Genomic DNA, 20,202 nt, shown 5'->3' with positions numbered 1-20,202 from the left:
GTAAACTATTTTTTTTCTTTTTTAACCCAGAGTTTCATTTCGTCGCAAGATGCAAATTCGTCATCAATTCTAATATACGTTGTTTCTTTACGTTTTTCAAACCAATCGCTAACAATCTTTGAATTTTTATCTTCTTGCGCTCTTTCTTTAAATTTAGTATAGTCTTGCTCTAGGTTACCTTTGTGAGGAGGGATCTTAGATTTTAGTAAGAAAATTTTAAAACCTTCTTTGCCATCTTGCTGACTTTTAAATTCAATAGGTTTAGAAACTTCGCCAACTTTCATGGTATCAACAACCAAAAATACTGCAGGGTCTAATTTCTCTACCGGAATAAAAGTTGTTCTTGAAGTTAATTCGTCAGCATACAACATCATACCACCATTGTATTGGGTTTCTCTATTGTCAGAGTATAAAGAAGCAGCATTAAAGAAACTTAGTTTTTTAGCTGCAATATCTTTATAAATACTATCAGCCTTTAATCTTACTCTTTCTAAACTGGCAGGAGTAGTTTGAGGTTTAATTAAAATGTGTCTTACGTGTGCTTGCTCACCTCTTCGCTCCAATACTTGTACAATATGGTAGCCAAATTCAGTTTCAAAAACTGGCGACATCTCTCCAGCTTTTAATTTAAATGCCCATGCCGTAAACTCCTTAACCATGGTAGTTCTGTCAATAAAGCCATAGTCGCCACCCTCTGCAGCAGAACCTGGGTCTTCAGAATAAGACTTCGCTAAGAAGGCAAAATCTTCACCACTTTTGATACGTAACCTGATGGCATCAAGTCTATCATAAGATTTTTGTTTCTCTGCTTTAGTTAATTTAGGATAAAGCACAATCTCGCCAACCTCTACTTCTGTACCAATATCAGGCAAACTATCTTTTTGATAAGTGTTGAAATACTGTTTTACTTCTAAAGGAGTAATGGTGGCATGTTCTGTAATTTTAGCCTGCATTTTTCTAGCAATCAAACCTTCCTTAATGTCAGGTCTCATTTCATCTTTATATTGCAATATCGATTTATGTAAGAAATTCTCTAGTTTTTCTTGACCACCCATACGTTGAATCTGATAACGCATACGTTTATCAAGCTCATCATCAACTTGGGCATCATCAACCATAATTGAATCGATTTCTGCTTGTTGTTTCAATAGTTTTTGTGTGAGCATTTGCTGTAAGAAGAAGCATTTGGCTCTGTCGTCTGCAGGGTTTCCTTGATTAAGGTAGATGGCATATTGTTGGTTCAGGTCAGACAAAAGGATAATATTGCTCCCTACTACCGCCACTACTTTATCCAGGTTCTTCTTTTGAGCTTGTACATTTATAAACAGGCACATTAGACCACCTGCTATTAACAAAAATTTCTTCATTCTATTTTATTCAATTGTATTTAAGGCAAAGTTAATATTAATTCGTTTATGAAATTTTGCTAGAGTTTAGCCAATTTCCTCAATTCATCGTCGTTAACTTTAACCGTATATTTTAATTTTAGTAATCTAATCCAGTCGTCTTCCAAGTTTTGTTGGTAATCTGCAATTACCTGTCCTTTTACTTCATCAAAGCCTTTGCCATCATATTTGTTGATGTATTTGCTATAGAAATCACGTAATTGGCTGTCGTTGTCTTGCACTTTGCTCCACACCTTTTTTTCTGATACATTAAACATAAGAACGCCCTCTCTATACTCGTTCATAATGAAATTATATTCAATGTTTTTTGGAGATGCTTTCTTTTGAGCCTTTAATGCTTGTTCATATCCATTAATCTCTTTTTTGTAAGCAGTATCTACATCTAGGCCCATTCCTTTTGCATCAATTACTTTTAATTTGAAATTAATATAAAGGTCTAAGTAGGCAGCTAACTCTTGATAAGAAGCACTGGCCACACCTGCATGGTTTTTTTTATAAACCCACATAAACTCTTTACTACTTATTGATTTTCCATTAACAGAGGCCACATTTTGCGCAAATGAAGCGATATTAAGAAAGCATAAAATAGAAATACAATAGACTTTTCTCACAAAAGACAACAACAATATATTTTTAATGGATAAAAGTAACAAATTAAGCCGCTATAATAAGATATTTAACTAATTTTAACAGAAAATATTTTAATAAAATAAATTTGATGAATAGCCAACTAACAAGTAACGCTGAAGCCTTGCGTTTATTTTTTACCGAAGATATATTTATGGTAGAAGATAAAAATCAAATTGCTTCTGTAGAGCCTGTTAGCGTAGCTGAAGTGAAAATTGCTGAAATTATTACCCTGCCAACGGTAAATGTATCTTATGAAAATTTACCGAAGGAAACTGGAGTAGTTGAAGAGCCAATGCCAACCCTAAAAAGAGAATCTAGTTTCGAATTTTTAGGGAAAAACCAAAAAGGCATCCTAATTCTGGTACATGATCAGGAAAATAAAGTAAGTACTACAGTGGGTACAGAGCTGTTGAGAAAATTGGTTAAAGCGATTGAGTTGACCAATAATGATTTTGCATTGGTCAATTATGCACATTATCCAACGGCTACCTTCGAAGATTTAAAAGGTTTCTTTAACTGCCAATTGGTATTGTCTTTTGGAGTTACAACTACACAACTTAAATTAAATGAGCAGGCCCTACATCAAATTGTTAAGCTCGACGAGACAAGATTTGTATTTACCAAAAACCTACACGACTTAGACAGCGATCAGTTGAGTAAAAAAACACTTTGGGGTAGCTTACAACAACTAAAATAGCATAAAAGGTAGTTAGAATGGTTTGAAGCTGGAATACCTACCAAAACGAATACCTACCAATTAATTACTAAAATGCCCAATCAATTAGTTTTTGCTACCAATAATCAAAACAAAACCCTTGAGGTACGTGAATTATTGGCACCAACCTATCAAATATTAAATTTGCTTGATATTGGCTGTGAGGCTGATATTCCAGAAACAGGAGATAGCTTTGCAGAAAATGCTACTTTAAAAAGTTCGTATGTAGTACAAAACTACCAGATAGATTGTTTTGCAGACGACAGTGGACTAGAGGTTGAAGCCCTTAATAATGAACCAGGAATTTATTCGGCCAGGTACAGTGGTGCAAGGGGCGATTATGAAAACATGATGTTTCTGCTTAAAAAAATGGAAGGGATAAGCAACCGAAACGCCCGTTTCAAAACTGTGATTTCTCTTATTCAAAATGACGTCAATTATATTTTCGAAGGTGTAATTTATGGCAAGCTCAGAACTGCACCAAAAGGTGATAAAGGATTTGGTTACGATCCAATTTTTGAACCAGACGGCTATGAGGTAACATTTGCAGAGATGGATCTTGCACAAAAAAATAAGATTAGCCACCGGGCATTGGCCATGAAAAAATTAATAGACTTTTTGCAAAGCAACTAGTTTTAATTTTTAACGGGTGTCTTTGTCGTATCTACCTTAACACTATCCATTTTAACTTTATCTAATATAGGTTTTGCCACAGGGACTAAACTCTTACCAGCGTTTTTAGTGTTGTCTGTTGTCGGCTTTTTAGTAGGTAAAATGGGTTTGATTCCTGATGGGTCTTTGCCTTTAGGTGTTGTTTTTGATGGTGTAGTAGAAGGCTTCACTTCCTTTTTAGCAATTGGTCGGCCTTTAATGATATCTGCTTTACTAGTTGGCCTCAGTTCTGGTTTCCAGATAAAACCGGTTAAATGCGATTCTTTTGGAATATCTTGATTAGAGCTATAGGCACCTTCATTGTCTTTTACCGACATTACACCCTTCAATTCTTTATCCTTAAAAGTAAATTTGATCCTTCCACTGATCATTTGGTTCATGTGGTCGCCATCATTGTCTTTGGTAAAATAGATACTTTCTGCATTGCCATCAACATACATCGTTCTTAACTCTCCTTCGCTAAAAAAGCCAGTAATGAGTTTGCCTTTCACTTGGTTAAATTTGGTAGAATCGCCTTCGGTATTTACCATAAACCCATTTTTTAATACTTGTATGGTGTTTATTTTCTTGTTCTTGAACTGCACATAAATGGTGTCGCCGGTTTGTTGCGAATTCTCAGACCAGATCATCGGGTCTTGGTACCATCTTAAGGTAGAGTCTGCAGCCGTGTAAAATAGCGAATCAGATTTGGCCTGTAAATTTGCTTTAAACACCCTTACATTGTGGTAAGCCTTAATTGCTCGGGTTCTTACCGTATCAGCAGGGTTAAAGGGGAGTGTATCTTTAACCAAAGGCTTTTGGACAATACCTTTTACAACTGGTGTTTTTGCTCCAACCACAGGCACAGCATTTTTTACATTAACGTCTTTGGCAATTGCTTTCTCTATTGTTTTTGTGCTGTCTTTTAAAACAGGTTTCTTTAACGAAAGTAATAGACTATCTTTTTTTACCGTTTCTTTTTTGACACTATCTATTCGAATGCTATCTGGCTTTAGCTTGGTACTGTCTGGTGGTTTGGGCACGGGTGGAATTACATCCTTTGCATCTTTTGCCTCCTTGGCCGCTTTTTCAGCTTCTTTTCTTTCTTTTCGGCTTAATTTTTCAGGTTTTTTTTCTGTTTTAGTTGCAGCAGCTTTTGGCTTCGGTACTTTGGCAGCGGCGGCCTCAGCAGCTGCTTGGGCTTTTGCAGCGGCCTTTTCTTTTTTCTCCTTTTCAGTTTCTGCCCCTATTTCGTTATCCTTTAAAATTACTGGAGTAGGAATTAGTGTTAATGTTTTCTGCAGTACCATTTGTGCCTGTAAAGTATCGGCACCTATCCATAAACTATCAGGAATTTTTTTACTGTTCACTAATACCGAATCTGCAGTTCCCATACCTATGTAGGCATTTTTGGTCACCACAACTCGCTCATCTATTTTATAATATTCGCCCAATTGCCCTCGTAAAAGCATTTTGTCTTCTGTGTCTATAAAAACGATATTTTTAACCGCCTTACCATAGCCCAGTTTGCCAAAATAATATAAACTATCACCTTTTAACGATTTAGTTCCCTGTGTATATAGATTTTTTTTGCCAAATAAAGCATTTTCGCTTTTGGTATTGTAGGCGCCATTTTCGGTATAGAGGTTATCATCTTTACCCTTAATATTGGTAGGACCATGAAAAAAGGCCCAATTACTGGTGGTATTGTAAACTAAGGTGTCCGATTTGATATTGGCTTGCGGGGTAACTACATCTACATTATATCTAAAATAGGCATCGCTTGTATTGGCAAAATACCATCCTTTTTTACTAGTTAGCGTAACATCTTTATCTTTATTTACAATTTTACCCCCATTGATATAAGTGCCAATTTTTAGCGCCATATCGTAATCCAATATATTGGTGGTCAATGTCGATTTAGGGTCAACCATGCGCACATTGTTAATTAAATGCGCCATTTTCTTATTGCCTTCGTAATTGAGCAGGTCAGAAAAAATATTAACAGTATCTGCCTGGTTGATATGTACATTTCTGAAAGCCTCAAAATAGTTAAGGTCGTTATAAAATACAGCACTATCACAACTTAACGTAGCATTATCGTGCTTAAATGTTGGGTTTTTAAGATAACTGATATTTTTTTTGTTATCAACTTGCACAGATGATGAACTGATCAATTGTACTTTTGATTTTTCCTGAGCAAACAATAGGCTCGGAAATAAGATGAGAAGGAAGAAAAAGCGTAATTTCTGCACTTTACAAAGTTAGGGTTTTATTTTAATTAGGTTATATCCTTGTTACCTGTTAATTGGAGATTGGCAGTCTGTTTTTATTTTTTTTTGAAGATGCAAGCTTATGCTACTTAAATTAAATATTTTTGAACCATGTTACCAATAGCACAGTTTACGGCTTACATCAAAAAAAATGCCCTTTTTACCAAAACGGATAAAATACTGTTGGCCGTAAGTGGGGGCAAGGACTCTGTTTTAATGGTTCAGCTATTTAAACTCGCAGGATATCAATTTAGTATAGCCCATTGCAATTTTAATTTACGCGAGGGCGAAGCTCAACGTGACGAAGCATTTGTAAAGTTATTGGCCGCTAATTTAGGTGTTCGGCTACATGTAACCCATTTTGATACGAAAACTTATGCCGAAAAGCATCAGATTTCTACACAGATGGCCGCTAGAGACTTAAGGTATGCCTGGTTTGAGGAAATTAGGAAAGCAGAAAAGTATGATTTTATAGCTTTAGCACATCACCAAAACGATTCGATAGAAACGCTCTTGTTAAACCTAACCCGTGGTACGGGCATTAGTGGAATGCATGGTATTTTACCTAAAAGGGATAAATTGGTAAGGCCATTGCTGTTTTTATCACGATTAGATATAGATCAATTAATTTCTGAAAATCAGATCGACTTTGTAGAAGACAGTTCAAACGAAAGTACAAAGTACGCTAGAAATAAAATCCGACTTCAGGTCATCCCGCAGTTGCGAGAAATTAACCCAAACTTGGAGCATACTTTTGCACAAAATATTATTCGTTTTGCAGAAACTGAAGAAGTTTTACAACAAGTAGTGGCCAGTACAAGATCAGAAATGATTGAAGAAAAAGCCGGTGATGTTTATCTTTCTATCGAGAAAATTAAAAAACTTCGACCTCAAAAACTGTTGTTTTTTGAATTGTTGGCTCCCTATCATTTTACCAGTGTTGTGGTAGATGAAATTTTAAGTTCATTAGCCAAACAAAGCGGAACTTCATTTTACAGTAGCACACACAGGGCAACGATCAATAGAACAGACGTAATGATCTCGGCTTTGCCAATACAGCAGGTACCACATCATTTTATACACCCAAATGATACCACTATTTCAATTGGCGAGCAAATCATTTCCCTGCATTATACAGATTCGAATTCGATAGCAAACAATCCAAATCAAGCATTTGTGGATTTAGATCAACTCATTTTTCCACTGGTTGTCCGTTTTAGGCAAGATGGCGATAAGTTTATGCCATTGGGAATGAAACAGTATAAAAAATTAAGCGATTTCTTGATCGACGAAAAAGTTCCATTGCCCAAAAAAGATAAAGTTCCATTGCTCTTAAATGGCAATGGTGAAATTATTTGGGTAGCGGGTTTACGTCAAGACAATAGATATAAAGTAAGTGCTACAACAAAAAAAGTTGCTATATTCGAACTGTTAAATCAATCATCCTAGTTTGTAGGCTCATTGGAGCTAGGAGAAGAAAATAAGCCCATCAATAATGGATCAGAAACATGTTTATATCGAAAAACAGTACATCGGTCGCGATTACATTCGTATTGCGATAAGGCTAGTAATGGCCGCATTCTGTTTTGCTGCATATGTTTACGAACGCGACCGCGACAATACAGTTGACCTTTTCTTAGTTGTAGGTTTTGGTATCATCGGGGTTTCCATTATTCTTCTTTTCCTGATCCAGTATAAAATCCGTATCGAAAATAAGAGTGTCATTATTGATGGTTTATGGACAGCCAAAAAAGTGAAAATTGATTTAAACAGTATTGTAAAAGTTCGCAAGGCCACCTATAGCAACTATGTGTTCAATAATCCAGTGTATAACCTGCACCGTAAAGGAAGCATCAGGTTTTATTCTTCTGGTAAAGATGCCGTAGTTTTAACCGATAGAGATGGACTGGAATATTTTATCGGAACACAACGTCCTAATGAGATGTATTTGGTGATCCAGGCCGAAATGAAAAGCTAATAATAATTGCCGAACTGGGATTTATTTCCCCAAAAATCTATATCTTGTTTCTTAAATCTAAAGCATTAGATTGCTTTCTGTTAAGTTATAGTCCTATTTAGCATAGGGTATTATTCTTGCATGATTAAGTTGAAAATAAATTATTGAGATATGAAAAATAAACAGATTTTAATTTTAGGCATTACCACATTATTCATTTCATTTGCAGGTTTGAGCAATGCACAGCAAGCTCCGAAACCTGTTCCGGTAGAGGTTTTGAAAACTAGAGAGGCATTGCTAAAAGAAACTACAAAATTAAATGGGTTGAAGATTAAATTGGCTAATGCAGAAGCCCAAACACAAAAGCTGGAAAAAAATATCGCTACAGCAAATGAAAGGGTAGTTAAATCGACTAAAGAAAGCAAGGATTTGTCTGCTAAGATGACCGCAAATGCTGGAGACCAGAAGGTGGCCAAGAAAGCCAAAAGCGCAGCCAAATCTTTATATAATGATACCAAAAAAGCACATCAATTGGCCGATGATCTAAAGTCTAATCAAAAGAATATCGCAAGTTTAAAAACCAGCATAGAGAAATTAAAGGTTAAAATTGCAAAGATGGATCAACAGCTAAAGTTTAGTGAAACCAAAACAGTTAAATAACAGATGAAAAAAGGATTTTTAATAATTTGTATTGGCCTTTTAAGTTATGGATTTACAAAGGCACAACAATATACTCCCAAAGTTTCTAAAGACTCAGTAGGGATTTTGAATGCTCGAATAAATGCACTCAAATTAAGTATCAAAGTTCAGGAACTTAAAATCAAAGAGGCAGAAGGAGAGACCGACATTGAAAAACTCCAAGTTAAATTATTGGAAGCAAATGGCAACGCTAAAGAATCAGCTACACAACATAAAGACGCTGCAGAGAAGTTAAAGTCTGGTGCAATAGATGCTAAAGCTGCTGATAAACTAGCCAAAAAAGCTAAAAATGATGAGGATGATGCAAAAAAAGCATTAGACCGTTATCAAAAACAGATTGAAAAAGTGGCTTTATTACGAACTGAAATTCAAACAGAAGAAAGAAAATTGACGTATAAAAAGCCTTTGATCAAATATGATTATAAATAATAGGCTCTAATAAAAATAGGATGTTATTTTTGTGAGCGTTTGTAGGTATTGTATTGAACATGACTGCAAATATTAAACAAATAAAAATGAATAGAATATTTATAGTTTTTGCATTTCTTTTTTCTACAACATTGGCTTTTGGACAAACAAATAAGACCATGCCAAAAGAAAATACCAAACCTTTTGTATTGGGTGTAATTGACGAAATACAATCAAAAGAATTAGGAGAAAATAGAATTTTAAATATTTACCTTCCAGAAGGTTACAAACAAGATGAAGCAGCCAAATATCCTGTAATCTATTTGTTAGATGGTTCGGCTGATGAAGATTTTATTCATATTGTTGGACTGGTTCAATTCAATAGTTTTGAATGGATCAACCAAGTGCCAAAATCAATTATTGTAGGCATTGCAACAGTAGACAGAAGGAGGGATTTTACATTTCCGACAAGAATTGAAAGAGACAAAAAGAAATTTCCCACTACTGGACATTCAGATCAATTTATTGCGTTTATAGAGAAAGAGCTACAACCATTTATTGAAAAAAAATACCGTACAAATAATTCTAAAACGATTATAGGGCAGTCTTTAGGTGGATTACTGGAAACAGAGATTTTATTAAAGAAGCCCACACTTTTTAATAAATATATCATCATCAGTCCAAGTTTATGGTGGGACAATGGCTCACTTTTAGGTCAGGATTCAAAAATTTTGCAAGGCGATTTCACTCAACAAACGGAAATTTATATTGGCGTTGGTAAAGAAGGGCTTACCCCGACTGAATTACCCAGAGTAATGGAGGTAGACGCGAACCTATTGGCCGAAAAAATAAAAGCTACCAAAAGCAAAAATGTAAAAGTCTATTTTGACTATTTGCCACAAGAAGACCATGCAACAATTATGCATCAGGCTGTTGCCAATGCATTCAGACTGCTCTATCCAAAAATAGCAAAAGAATAAGATAGCGCAAACAATTGATGATACGATGAAGGCTTTGGTAAAATAAAAAGCACCTCCTAATTTTATTACCAATAGATAACACAAATTAAATAAGATATAGGTTAATTTGCTTTATTGAATTTGTTCTTAAATAGAAATCATATTAATGAAAATAGGAATTGTTTGTTATCCTACCTTTGGTGGTAGTGGTGTTGTAGCTACAGAATTAGGTAAAGCACTAGCTAATGAAGGCCATCAAGTTCATTTTATCACATATAGTCAGCCAGCTCGGCTCGATTTTTTTTCTGCCAACCTATTTTACCACGAGGTTTCGGTAAGAGATTATCCGCTTTTTGATTACGCTCCGTATGAGTCTGCATTGGCTAGCAAGTTGGTAGATGTGGTGCGTTTTGAGCAGCTTGATATTTTACACGTACATTATGCCATACCACATGCATCTGCAGCATTTATGGCCAAGCAAATTTTAGCTACTTACGGAATTAATATTCCTTTTGTAACCACTTTGCACGGAACGGATATTACGCTTGTAGGTAAAGACGCCACCTATAAACCAGTGGTTACTTTCTCTATTAACCAAAGTGATGGTGTAACTACGGTTTCAGAAGATTTGAAAGAAGATACCTATAAACATTTCGAGATCCAGAAAGAAATTAAGGTTATTCCAAACTTTATAGATTTTAACCGCTTTAGCTTACAGCCCAAAGATCATTTCAAAAAAGCAATAGCGCCTAACAATGAGCGTATTTTAATCCATACTTCGAACTTTAGAAAGGTAAAACGTACAGAAGATGTGATCAAAATGTTTCAAAAGGTGCAAGAAAAAATCCCTTCTAAATTATTGATGGTGGGGGATGGCCCTGAACGTACAGCCAATGAACAATTGTGTAGGGAGTTAAATATCTGCGAAAATGTAAGGTTTTTAGGTAAACAAGATGCCATTGAAGAAATCTTATCTGTGTCTGACTTGTTTTTAATGCCTTCAGAATCTGAAAGTTTTGGTCTGGCGGCGCTTGAGGCCATGGCCTGCAAGGTGCCAATTATTACTACCAATGCTGGTGGTTTGCCAGAATTGAATGTAGATGGTTATTGTGGTTACATGAGCAATGTTGGCGATATAGAAGATATGGCGCAAAAAGCTGTTCTCATCTTGGAAAATGACGAGACTTTAAAAGAATTTAAAGAGCATGCTTATCTGCGTGCAAAAGATTTCGATCTTAAAAAAATATTACCCATGTATATCGATTATTATACAGAGGTGCTGCAACAATCATTGGTATCTAAATAATACCAAAGCTCAAAAAAAGCCATCAAGAAATTTTCTTGATGGCTTTTTTGTTGGAGTGGAATTTATTGAGGCTTGATCTGTTGATCTGGACTTTCTTCTTCTTCTTCTTCCACTTCTGTTTTAACCTCAATGGTGTTTTCTTTTCTTCCAGAAGATGGCATTGGTATACCTCCGCTTAAACCCACACCTACGGTGGCTAGTAACATTAAAAATATCAATGCAATTAACCGCATCAATTTTTTGAAAAATTTCATGCAATACATAATTAACCCACACCAAGTAGTATCGGTTCAATAAAAAATAAATAGTTAATAAAGCCAAGTGAATTGGCGGGGAGGATGGTTATCCTAAAAGAAAATATTGCGGTTCTTCTTTAAAGCTTTGAGGGATGGTTTTTAAAGGAGAAAAATAGAAAGTAGCCCGACTGGAATACAGCTGTTGAAGCACCTTAAATTTTGTTTGTAGCGAGCGATGGTGGTTTACTAAAACAATGGTTTCAAAAGAAGTAAATCCATTGAAATGTATCTTGTTTAATGAACCGAATAGATGGTAATAAGCAACAAGTTTTTTGTTGCTCTTTTGAACCGCATTTAGAATGAGCTCTGTTTGTACAGCTCTATGTTGGCCCGGTTGGGAATTACTTAAGCCACCAGCAAATACAAAAAAGCCAAAGCACACAAATAAGGCTAAGAACCATTTTGATAATCGATGCTGATGAGCTAAGTGTTTGTTTTTCATGTAGGACGCTATTTTTTACTAAATACCAAACAAACCGGAACGCCGACATTAATTCTTTTGCCACTATCTTTTAATTTACCAGTGGTTTGATTGCGGTTAAAAATTACTACATCGTTGGTGTATTGGTGGGCAACCAATATGAAATTGCCATTAGGGTCAATACTGAAATTTCGTGGACCTTTACCTAAAGTGCTAATTGTTTCTATCAATTTCAAAGTTCCTGTTGGCAGTATTGCAAATGTGCTAATCGTATTGGCATCACCTCGATTGGTTTCATACAAAAATTTACCATCAGCTGAGATATGGATATCTGCTCCGTCTATTCTGCCGGTAAAATCTTTAACCGTTGAGCCAACTTCCTGGATTTTATTTAAGTTGCCATTTGAATAGGCAAAAGCAGTAATACTTCCGTTAAACTCATGGGCCAAATAGGCAAATTTTCCATTTGGACTAAAAGTTAAGTGCCTTGGCCCAGAACCTGCATTGGTTTTAATTACATTTTTAACAGTTAGAACCTGATTTTTACTGTTCGGGTTATAGTTGTAAATGTAGGTTTGGTCTTCACCAAGATCATTCACCAGTAGATATTTTTGATCAGGGGTAAACTGCACCATGTGTACATGTGCGCTGGCCTGTCTTTTGGCATCAACACTTTTTCCAGTATGCTGCACAATTTGTTTCACATCGCCTAATGAACCATCAGCATTGCGACCAAAAACAGCAATGTTACCGCCACTATAATTCGCTACAATTACATTTTTATCGTCAACTGTAATGTAGCAAGGATCTGCACCTTCAGCTGCCTTTTTATTTAGAAAAACTAGGTTCCCACTTTTAGGGTCATAGCTGAAAGCACTTACTGCACTATTTTTTCCATCTTCATTTACACTGTATACAAACTTGCGATCTTTACTTACAGCTAAATAACTAGGGTTGACCACATTTTTAGCCACACTTTTCAATTTCGTTTCGGCAGTTAAACTATTGTAATCGTATACATAAATACCCTCGCTATTTCCTTTATTGGTGTAAGTGCCAACCAATAAGTTATAGTTTTGAGCTTGAGCCTGAAATGCTAAAATTAAAGTGAATATAAAGAAGAGTGACTTTTTCATGTAAAATGGGTTGCTACAAAAAAGACAACGATTTTCGTTGTCTTATCTTGTGAAATTACTTAAAATATCGGTTATTTTATCAAATGTTTAATTTGAATCAATTCATGTTCTTCTAAGAAACGCCATCTGCCACGTGGCAGATCCTTTTTGGTCAGGTTACCATAAACCACACGGTCTAGTTTAACCACATCATAACCTAAGTGCTCGAAAATTCTACGAACAATTCTGTTTTTACCACTATGGATCTGAATGCCGATTTCTTTTTTACTTGCACCAGCAACATAAGAGATGTTATCTGGCTTAATCACACCATCTTCTAACTCCAATCCAAATTGGATTTTGTTAAAATCGCCTTGACTTAAGTTTTTGCTCAATTCAACATGGTAAATTTTGGTAATGCCATTTCTTGGGTGCGATAACTTATCAGCTAGCTCACCATCATTGGTCATTAAAATTAATCCAGTTGTATTTCTATCTAAACGTCCAACAGGGTAGATGCGTTCGCGACTGGCTTTTTCAACCAATTGCATTACGGTTCTACGTTCTTGAGGATCGTCGGTTGTGGTGATATAATCTTTTGGTTTATTCAATAAAACGTAAACTTTCTTTTCACGTTTTAACAATTCGCCATTGTAACGTACTTCGTCTTTGTAAGGATCAATTTTATGTCCAAGCTCTGAAATTGGTACACCATTTACAGAAATTACACCGGCTTCGATCAATTCGTCTGCCTTACGACGAGAACAAATTCCTGAATTGGCGATATAACGATTTAGACGGATTAAACCATCATCTTTTGGTTCTGCAGCATTTTTTCTAGCTCTTGTAGCTGGTGCTACACGCTCGCCGCGGTCATCCTTGCGTTTAAAGTCGCCATCTTCTCTTTTTCTATATGGACGGCTGTCTGTACTTCTAGAGGTACCGCCTTTTCTATCTGCAAAATTTGGTTTTTCTCCGTCTTTCGCGTAATTGTCTTTTTTAATGTAGCTGCGTTTGGTTTCAGAAGAATCGTCTCTAGAGCTTCCTTCTTTATAGGCTTTAGGCTTGTATCCGCTGTTGCCACTTTCTTTTTTCTCCCAAGGTTTAAAACCACCCTTTTCGTTGTTTTCGGTTCTTGGTTTGAAATCTTTTCCAGCTGATGGTCTTGATGAGTATGGTTTAGAATCTCCATCTCTTGCCGCTCTTGGTTTGTATTCTTTGGCTGAACCATCTCTATCGGATCTGGGTTTGAAATCTTTCCCAGCTGATGGTCTTGAAGAAGAGTATGGTTTCGAATCTCCATCTCTTGCTGTTCTTGGTTTGTATTCTTTTTTGTCGCCCGCCGCAAAACCAGATTTGCGTTTGTCTTTATCCCTGTCTTCTTTTTTGTCAAATCCAGAATTGTTTTTTCCGTCTTTGTCATTAAATCTTGCTTTGGGTTTATCGGTGCCTGCAGGTCTTCTACCTGTGTTGCTTCCGCCCGCCTTGGACTTGTCATCGCGACTGTTCCTGTTATTGTTTTTTATCATGATACGCTTTTAACCACATAAAATATGCGGGTGCAAAGATAATAAAAATGCAACAATCTATTTCGTAAAAATTAAGCTAAAATCATTAAAATGGAATCGCTGTTTAAACACATTTAAACCTCGATTTTTGCAGAAAAATACGTAACTATTTGATAATTAACTAAATGTATTGTATCTTTGCAAATCCAATTATAATTGTTCACCAAAAAAAGGAGGAAGATGATAAAGAAACACCTCACTCCATGCGTAATAATTTTAACATTATTAGTCATGGCAAAAGTGTTTGCTTATACACTACCAGAAGTAAAAACAGATCTAAAAAACAACAATCTCACCACCATAGTTAAAAAAGCTGAAGAGCCAGCATTTACCTTTGCTCAATTAGAATTCGCAGATGAAACCTTGCCTTTGGGCGATAATAAGGTGAAAGGCAAAATGAAGAAAGTTTTAGCTTCTTATGCCTATGAAAGTCTGCAAACAAATCGTTTACACCGCAAAGCCGCAGAATGGTTTCCTATTATTGAACCTATTTTGGCAGCCTATGGTATTCCAAACGATTTTAAGTACATGCCCTTAGTTGAATCGGGACTGCAAGACGGAACCTCGCCAAAAGGCGCAGCAGGTTATTGGCAATTTATGCCTGGTACTGCTCGTATTTATGGTTTGAAAGTAAACGGCAGAGTAGATGAACGTAAAAACTTAAAAAAATCTACCATTGCAGCCTGTAAGTACATTAAAGAGTTATATGGCATTTTTGATAGCTGGACTTTAGTTGCAGCAGCCTATAATGTTGGAGATGGACATATGAAAAGGCAGATCAATAAGCAAAGTCAAGACAATTATTTCAAAATGAAATTGAACCGTGAAACAGGTGGATATGTTTACAAACTCATATCAATGAAAGAAATTCTTGAAAACCCTGTACGTAATGGTTATACCAACCAAAAAGCATTAATTGCTTATACTGGTAGTACAAATACTATGGTAGAATAAGATTTGTTTAACTAACTGATGAAAGCCATTCCAACTTGTTGGGATGGCTTTTTTGTTGTTTCATTTGAAGCGCTTTTCTGATCAGCCTTTAATTTGTTATTTTAGCAGCCATATGTTATTGCAAAAACTCCGTGTCATTTCTGTAGATCAACAAGCCACCCAAGTATTGAGCATCAGCTTCGAAACGGTGGATGGATTAAAGCTTGCTTATCAAGCTGGTCAGTTTTTGCCATTGGTTTTTCAGGTTAATGGAAGAGAGTTAAGACGGTCATATTCTTTTTGTAGCTCTCCTGATGTTGATGAGCCGCTTACCATAGCTGTTAAACTGGTAGAGAATGGAGAAATCTCTAGGTTTATCCATCATCAATTATCGGTAGGCGATTTGGTGGAGATTGGCGAACCTAATGGTCAATTTACCTATCATCCAGTAACTAAAGCAGAAAGGACCGTTTTTTTGTTTGCGGCTGGAGTTGGAATTACGCCACTTTTATCGATCTTAAAAACAGCTTTAGTTAAAGAAACCAAGTCGAAAATTGTATTGATCTACAGCAGTCGATCTGCTGAAGATACCTTGTTTATGGAAGAGATTGCCAAATGGCAGGTCGCTTATCCAGAAAGGTTAAAAGTGATCCATCTTTTTAGCAATTCTAAAAACCTAATGCGGGCTCGACTCAATGGTTTCTTGATTAACCAATTGGTGAAAGAGAACCTCAGTTTTGATAAAAATGATGCTTTGTTCTATACCTGTGGCCCTGTCGATTATATGGATGTTTGTCGCATTACATTGCTAGGTGCAGGTTTTAAGCCAAGCCATGTGAAACGGGAAACCTTTGTGCTGCCAGAAGATGAGGTAGATGAGGATGACATGACGGAAAAGGTAAAAGACACCAATACCTATTCTGTTAATTTACATTTTAGGGGAAATACCCATCACTTGTTGATCCCTTATCCAAAAAGAATTTTAGAAGTTGCACTTGAAAATAAGATCAATCTGCCTTACAGTTGTAGTGGAGGTGTGTGTAGCACTTGTACAGCAACTTGTATTTCTGGTCATGTAAAGATGGATTACAACGAAGTGTTAACCGATCAGGAAATAGCCGAAGGAAGGGTTTTAGTTTGTACCGGACGCCCTACCGAAAATGAAACAACGATTACTTGGGATTAAGAAGGGGAGTTAAAAGTTCAAAGACCTAGGTTCGTGTCGACACGAACCTAGGGACAGGCGTAGCCTTTTCTAAATAATTATAAAATTTAAACTTTCCGTTCTGGCAAGGGTACAAATTCTGTTTCGCCAGGAACTGGAGCAAATTCTTGCGCAAGCCATTTTTCTTTTGCGGCTTCGATCAATTCTTTACTGGTGGCTACAAAATTCCAATAGATGAAACGCTCTTCTGGAAAAGCTTCTCCACCAAAAATGTAGATGGTGGTATTTTCTAGAATAGTAAACTCGCAAAGTGAGCTCTCTTTGGCTACCAATAGTTGTTTTGTGCCAAAAGTATTTCCCTCGCTTTCTATTCCGCCTTCTAAGATATAGATGGCACTTTCTCCGAAAAGCTGATCGCCAATTTTAACAGTTTGACGGGTTTTGCTCTTTAGTTCTATTAAATATAAAGGGCTATAAACAGGTATGGGTGATTTTTTGCCAAATGCTTCACCAGCAATGAGTTTATATTGAAGGTCACCATCTTCCCATATTGGGAGTTGGTCTGCATCTGCATGAAAAAATTCTGGGTCCATTTGTTCCAGTTCCTTAGGTAAGGCTACCCAAATCTGCAAACCATGCATCATTTTGTTGGTATGGCGCAAATATTCGGGTGTTCTTTCAGAGTGGGCAATGCCTTTCCCGGCAGTCATCCAATTCACCTGACCAGGTTTGATGACAACCTCGGTACCTAAACCATCACGATGCATAATGGCACCCTCAAAGAGATAAGTTAAAGTAGATAAACCAATGTGGGGGTGGGGAGGAATGTCTAAATTAAGATGGTCACTCATTAAAACTGGTCCCATGTGGTCGATAAAAGAGAATGGACCAACCATTCTTTTCTCTCTAAATGGCAATAACCTACCAACCATAAAATTGCCAATGTCACTTGGCCTTTCTTCAATAATGAGCTTAATATTCGACATCTCTTTTTTTTATTAAAGATAATAATTTGATTTGTAATAATCTTTATCGTAATATTGCAATATTAAAATATGAAATCATGGGCGCATCCAAAACAACACATTTTACGCAAAAGCAAAATGAGATTGCTGCAATAATGAAAGCATTAGGTCATCCGGCTAGGGTGGCTATTATCGATTACCTGCTCACCGTTGATACCTGTATCTGTGGAGACATTGTAAATGAATTGCCGTTGGCGCAACCTACAGTTTCTCAGCACTTAAAGGAATTGAAAAACGCAGGTTTGATCAAAGGTAATATAGCAGGCAATGCCATCTGTTATTGTATTGATGAAGAAACCTTCACCAAATTCCAGAATTTCCTGTCCGAAGTCTTTGGAAAAATCCAAAACCAAAAAAACAATTGTTGTTAACCTAAATTATCAAAGCATGAAACTATCAGAAGTTAAAAACTTTTTAGAAACCTTGGAAGTAGTAAATTTTAAATTGCCAGATGGTACTTTGGTGCCAGAACATTTCCATGTTACAGAAGTTGGTGTGGTAAGCAAACATTTTATCGATTGTGGAGGCACTGTACGTAAAGAGTATAAGGCTAATTTTCAGCTATGGGATGCCAACGATTTCGAACATCGTTTAAAACCAGGAAAACTATTACACATCATCAACCTTTCTGAAAATATGTTGGGTATGGAAGATTTAGAGATTGAGGTTGAATACCAAAGTCATACCATTGGTAAGTATGCCTTAGATTTTGATGGGAAAGACTTTGTGTTGGTGAATATGCAAACAGCATGTTTAGCACAAGATGCTTGTGGTATTCCGGCAGACAGGCAGCCCATCAATTTGGCTCAATTGCCAACGGCAAATACTTGTACGCCAGGTGGTGGCTGTTGTTAGAATTTAGCTGATGAAAAAAGTATTGGTTTTATGTACTGGGAATAGTTGTCGCAGTCAGGTTGCTGAAGGCTATTTAAGGTATTTTGCTCACGGTAGTGCCGAAATCTATAGTGCAGGAATAGAAACCCATGGTGTAAACCCCAGAGCTGTTGCTATAATGAAAGAAGATGGGATTGATATTTCCACCCATACATCAAACCACATCAACGAGTATAAAACAATTGATTTTGATTATGTGATCACTGTTTGTGATCATGCCAAAGAGAGTTGTCCTTATTTTCCTAGCATGGCTAAAAAATTTCATTACAATTTCCCAGACCCCGCAAAAGCTGTTGGAACGGCAGCAGAAATTGCACAAGAATTTAGAGCTGTTAGGGATATGATTAAAGCTTATTGTAAACAATTCGTAAAAGAAAACCTCATCCGAAACTAATCGAATGAGGTTTTTATTTTAATAGCGAATTCTCTATTTCCTATTCTCTATTCCCCATTTACTATTCCCTATTTCCCATTCACCATTTACTATTTCCTACTCTCCACTTTCTTCTTTTACTTCAACCAAGCCTGGTACGTCAACCATTTCATTTGCATCTGCTTGATAATCTACACCAGCAAAGTCAAACCCAAAAAGGTTTAAGAAATCTGCTTTGTAGCCAGCTAAATCGCCAATAGATGGCAAGTTTTCTGTAGTAGCTTCTTCCCATAAGGTGGCCACTCTAGCTTGTACATCAGCTCTCATTTCCCAATCGTCAATTCTGATGCGTCCTTTTTCATCTACCGGTACAGCTGCTCCAGTATATAACCTGTCTTTAAACAAGCGTTGGATCTGCTCAATACAACCTTCATGAATGCCTTCTTCTTTCATGATTTTATATAACAATGAAATATACAAAGGGATAACCGGAATGGCAGAACTTGCTTGGGTAACCAATGCTTTGTTTACAGAAACATAAGCCTTTCCATTCAAATCTTTTAAAGTATCGCTAATGGTAAAAGCAGTAGCTTCTAAATGATCTTTTGCTCTGCCGATGGTTCCTTTACGGTATACCGCTTCGGTAACGGCAGGACCGATATAAGAATAAGCTACAGTTGAAAAGCCTTCGGCAAGTAAATTGGCTTCTTTTAAAGCATCAATCCACATGGCCCAATCTTCTCCACCCATTACTGCAATCGTATTTTCAATTTCTTCTTCGTTAGCAGGCTCAATTGATACTTCAGAAACTATTCCGGTATGAAAATCGACAGTTTTGTTGCTAAAAGTTCCACCTATAGGCTTCAATACCGAACGATGGGTAATTCCAGTGTTAGGGTTAGTTCTAACAGGCGATGCTAAACTATAGATCACCAAATCAATCTGACCTAAATCAGCTTTGATCAAGTCGATGGTTTGTGCTTTTACTTCATTAGAAAAAGCATCTCCGTTGATACTCTTTGCATATAAACCAGCTTTAATGGCTTCGGTTTCAAAAGCAGCAGTATTGTACCAGCCTGGTGAGGCTGTTTTTCCTTCTTTTGGTGGTTTTTCGAAATAAACACCGATAGTAGCGGCCTCAGAGCCAAAGGCACTTGTAATTCTAGACGCCAATCCGAAACCAGTTGAAGCACCAATAACCAGTACTTTTTTTGGACCATCAATAGGCCCTTTAGATTTAATATAGTTAATTTGATTAATTATGTTCTGCTCACAACCTTTTGGATGTGCAGTTAAACATATAAATCCTCGCATTCTAGGTTCAATAATCATAATTTTCTTTAGCTAATCCTTTAATAATCGATGTGGGTTTAAATTAGTCCACGTTTTATCCTTCAAAACTATCCTT

The 20,202-nt window shown here is 36.5% G+C and carries 22 protein-coding genes; 13 read left to right on the top strand and 9 right to left on the bottom strand.

What is annotated here, in order from left to right:
- Nucleotides 1-5: 5 nt before the first annotated feature.
- Together AQF98_RS14640 and AQF98_RS14635 are read right to left on the bottom strand one after the other, a co-directional pair.
- Nucleotides 6-1,367 (bottom strand): peptidylprolyl isomerase, encoded by a 1,362-nt coding sequence (locus tag AQF98_RS14640; protein WP_055132707.1) that lies wholly within the window; start codon nucleotides 1,365-1,367, stop codon nucleotides 6-8.
- Nucleotides 1,368-1,426: 59 nt separating this feature from the next.
- Nucleotides 1,427-2,017, bottom strand: coding sequence for a hypothetical protein (locus AQF98_RS14635; protein WP_055132993.1), 591 nt, complete (start codon nucleotides 2,015-2,017; stop codon nucleotides 1,427-1,429).
- Nucleotides 2,018-2,124: 107 nt separating this feature from the next.
- Here AQF98_RS14635 and AQF98_RS14630 point away from each other — a divergent pair, with 107 nt between their 5' ends.
- Together AQF98_RS14630 and rdgB are read left to right on the top strand one after the other, a co-directional pair.
- On the top strand, nucleotides 2,125-2,733 hold the full coding sequence (locus AQF98_RS14630; protein WP_055132706.1) for a hypothetical protein: 609 nt from the start codon (nucleotides 2,125-2,127) through the stop codon (nucleotides 2,731-2,733).
- Between the two features lie 72 nt (nucleotides 2,734-2,805).
- Nucleotides 2,806-3,384, top strand: coding sequence for an RdgB/HAM1 family non-canonical purine NTP pyrophosphatase (gene rdgB, locus AQF98_RS14625; protein ID WP_055132705.1), 579 nt, complete (start codon nucleotides 2,806-2,808; stop codon nucleotides 3,382-3,384).
- 2 nt (nucleotides 3,385-3,386) lie between these two features.
- On the opposite strand, the gene AQF98_RS14620 is transcribed toward rdgB, so the two are convergent.
- On the bottom strand, nucleotides 3,387-5,657 hold the full coding sequence (locus tag AQF98_RS14620) for an OstA-like protein (protein WP_082435084.1): 2,271 nt from the start codon (nucleotides 5,655-5,657) through the stop codon (nucleotides 3,387-3,389).
- 129 nt (nucleotides 5,658-5,786) lie between these two features.
- On the opposite strand from AQF98_RS14620, the gene tilS reads away from it, so the two are divergent.
- The 6 genes from tilS (at nucleotide 5,787) to bshA (ending at nucleotide 11,004) form a co-directional block, all read left to right on the top strand.
- A complete protein-coding gene (gene tilS, locus AQF98_RS14615; protein ID WP_055132703.1) occupies nucleotides 5,787-7,124 on the top strand; it encodes a tRNA lysidine(34) synthetase TilS in 1,338 nt (445 codons plus the stop codon).
- 46 nt (nucleotides 7,125-7,170) lie between these two features.
- Nucleotides 7,171-7,653, top strand: a complete 483-nt coding sequence (locus tag AQF98_RS14610) for a hypothetical protein (RefSeq protein ID WP_055132702.1) — start codon at nucleotides 7,171-7,173, stop codon at nucleotides 7,651-7,653.
- A gap of 150 nt (nucleotides 7,654-7,803) precedes the next feature.
- A complete protein-coding gene (locus AQF98_RS14605; RefSeq protein ID WP_055132701.1) occupies nucleotides 7,804-8,292 on the top strand; it encodes a hypothetical protein in 489 nt (162 codons plus the stop codon).
- Nucleotides 8,293-8,295: 3 nt separating this feature from the next.
- Nucleotides 8,296-8,760: a hypothetical protein gene (locus AQF98_RS14600; protein WP_055132700.1), complete on the top strand. Its 465-nt coding sequence runs from the start codon at nucleotides 8,296-8,298 to the stop codon at nucleotides 8,758-8,760.
- Between the two features lie 86 nt (nucleotides 8,761-8,846).
- Nucleotides 8,847-9,719, top strand: coding sequence for an alpha/beta hydrolase (locus AQF98_RS14595; protein ID WP_055132992.1), 873 nt, complete (start codon nucleotides 8,847-8,849; stop codon nucleotides 9,717-9,719).
- Between the two features lie 145 nt (nucleotides 9,720-9,864).
- On the top strand, nucleotides 9,865-11,004 hold the full coding sequence (bshA, locus tag AQF98_RS14590; protein ID WP_055132699.1) for an N-acetyl-alpha-D-glucosaminyl L-malate synthase BshA: 1,140 nt from the start codon (nucleotides 9,865-9,867) through the stop codon (nucleotides 11,002-11,004).
- A gap of 62 nt (nucleotides 11,005-11,066) precedes the next feature.
- Here the strand turns inward: bshA and AQF98_RS14585 are convergent, their stop codons facing one another.
- The 4 genes from AQF98_RS14585 to AQF98_RS14570 all read right to left on the bottom strand — a co-directional run bounded on the left by AQF98_RS14585 (nucleotide 11,067) and on the right by AQF98_RS14570 (nucleotide 14,365).
- The gene (locus AQF98_RS14585; RefSeq protein WP_152969728.1) at nucleotides 11,067-11,258 is read right to left on the bottom strand and encodes a hypothetical protein; all 192 of its coding nucleotides are present in this window, start codon (nucleotides 11,256-11,258) and stop codon (nucleotides 11,067-11,069) included.
- Nucleotides 11,259-11,346: 88 nt separating this feature from the next.
- Complete coding sequence (locus tag AQF98_RS14580) at nucleotides 11,347-11,742, bottom strand: hypothetical protein (protein WP_055132697.1); 396 nt, start codon at nucleotides 11,740-11,742, stop codon at nucleotides 11,347-11,349.
- Nucleotides 11,743-11,750: 8 nt separating this feature from the next.
- Complete coding sequence (locus AQF98_RS14575) at nucleotides 11,751-12,857, bottom strand: lactonase family protein (RefSeq protein WP_055132696.1); 1,107 nt, start codon at nucleotides 12,855-12,857, stop codon at nucleotides 11,751-11,753.
- A gap of 71 nt (nucleotides 12,858-12,928) precedes the next feature.
- Nucleotides 12,929-14,365, bottom strand: coding sequence for a pseudouridine synthase (locus AQF98_RS14570; RefSeq protein ID WP_055132695.1), 1,437 nt, complete (start codon nucleotides 14,363-14,365; stop codon nucleotides 12,929-12,931).
- A 270-nt stretch (nucleotides 14,366-14,635) separates the two neighbouring features.
- Here AQF98_RS14570 and AQF98_RS14565 point away from each other — a divergent pair, with 270 nt between their 5' ends.
- Complete coding sequence (locus tag AQF98_RS14565; RefSeq protein ID WP_235524234.1) at nucleotides 14,636-15,358, top strand: lytic transglycosylase domain-containing protein; 723 nt, start codon at nucleotides 14,636-14,638, stop codon at nucleotides 15,356-15,358.
- Nucleotides 15,359-15,470: 112 nt separating this feature from the next.
- Nucleotides 15,471-16,523, top strand: a complete 1,053-nt coding sequence (locus AQF98_RS14560; protein WP_082435119.1) for a ferredoxin--NADP reductase — start codon at nucleotides 15,471-15,473, stop codon at nucleotides 16,521-16,523.
- A gap of 86 nt (nucleotides 16,524-16,609) precedes the next feature.
- Here the strand turns inward: AQF98_RS14560 and AQF98_RS14555 are convergent, their stop codons facing one another.
- Nucleotides 16,610-17,488, bottom strand: coding sequence for a pirin family protein (locus AQF98_RS14555; protein ID WP_055132693.1), 879 nt, complete (start codon nucleotides 17,486-17,488; stop codon nucleotides 16,610-16,612).
- Nucleotides 17,489-17,565: 77 nt separating this feature from the next.
- Here AQF98_RS14555 and AQF98_RS14550 point away from each other — a divergent pair, with 77 nt between their 5' ends.
- The 3 genes from AQF98_RS14550 to AQF98_RS14540 are packed head-to-tail and all read left to right on the top strand — an operon-like array spanning nucleotide 17,566 to nucleotide 18,815.
- On the top strand, nucleotides 17,566-17,898 hold the full coding sequence (locus AQF98_RS14550) for a helix-turn-helix transcriptional regulator (protein WP_055132692.1): 333 nt from the start codon (nucleotides 17,566-17,568) through the stop codon (nucleotides 17,896-17,898).
- Between the two features lie 16 nt (nucleotides 17,899-17,914).
- Nucleotides 17,915-18,382, top strand: a complete 468-nt coding sequence (locus tag AQF98_RS14545; protein ID WP_055132990.1) for a DUF6428 family protein — start codon at nucleotides 17,915-17,917, stop codon at nucleotides 18,380-18,382.
- 10 nt (nucleotides 18,383-18,392) lie between these two features.
- On the top strand, nucleotides 18,393-18,815 hold the full coding sequence (locus tag AQF98_RS14540; RefSeq protein WP_055132691.1) for an arsenate reductase ArsC: 423 nt from the start codon (nucleotides 18,393-18,395) through the stop codon (nucleotides 18,813-18,815).
- Between the two features lie 96 nt (nucleotides 18,816-18,911).
- Here the strand turns inward: AQF98_RS14540 and fabV are convergent, their stop codons facing one another.
- Nucleotides 18,912-20,126, bottom strand: coding sequence for an enoyl-ACP reductase FabV (fabV, locus tag AQF98_RS14535; protein WP_055132690.1), 1,215 nt, complete (start codon nucleotides 20,124-20,126; stop codon nucleotides 18,912-18,914).
- Nucleotides 20,127-20,202 lie beyond the last annotated feature (76 nt).

This window comes from Pedobacter sp. Hv1 (assembly GCF_001412215.1).
Lineage (GTDB): Bacteria > Bacteroidota > Bacteroidia > Sphingobacteriales > Sphingobacteriaceae > Pedobacter.
The sequence above is the reverse complement of the archived record's forward strand: the minus strand, read 5'-3'. Positions and strand labels throughout refer to the sequence as shown.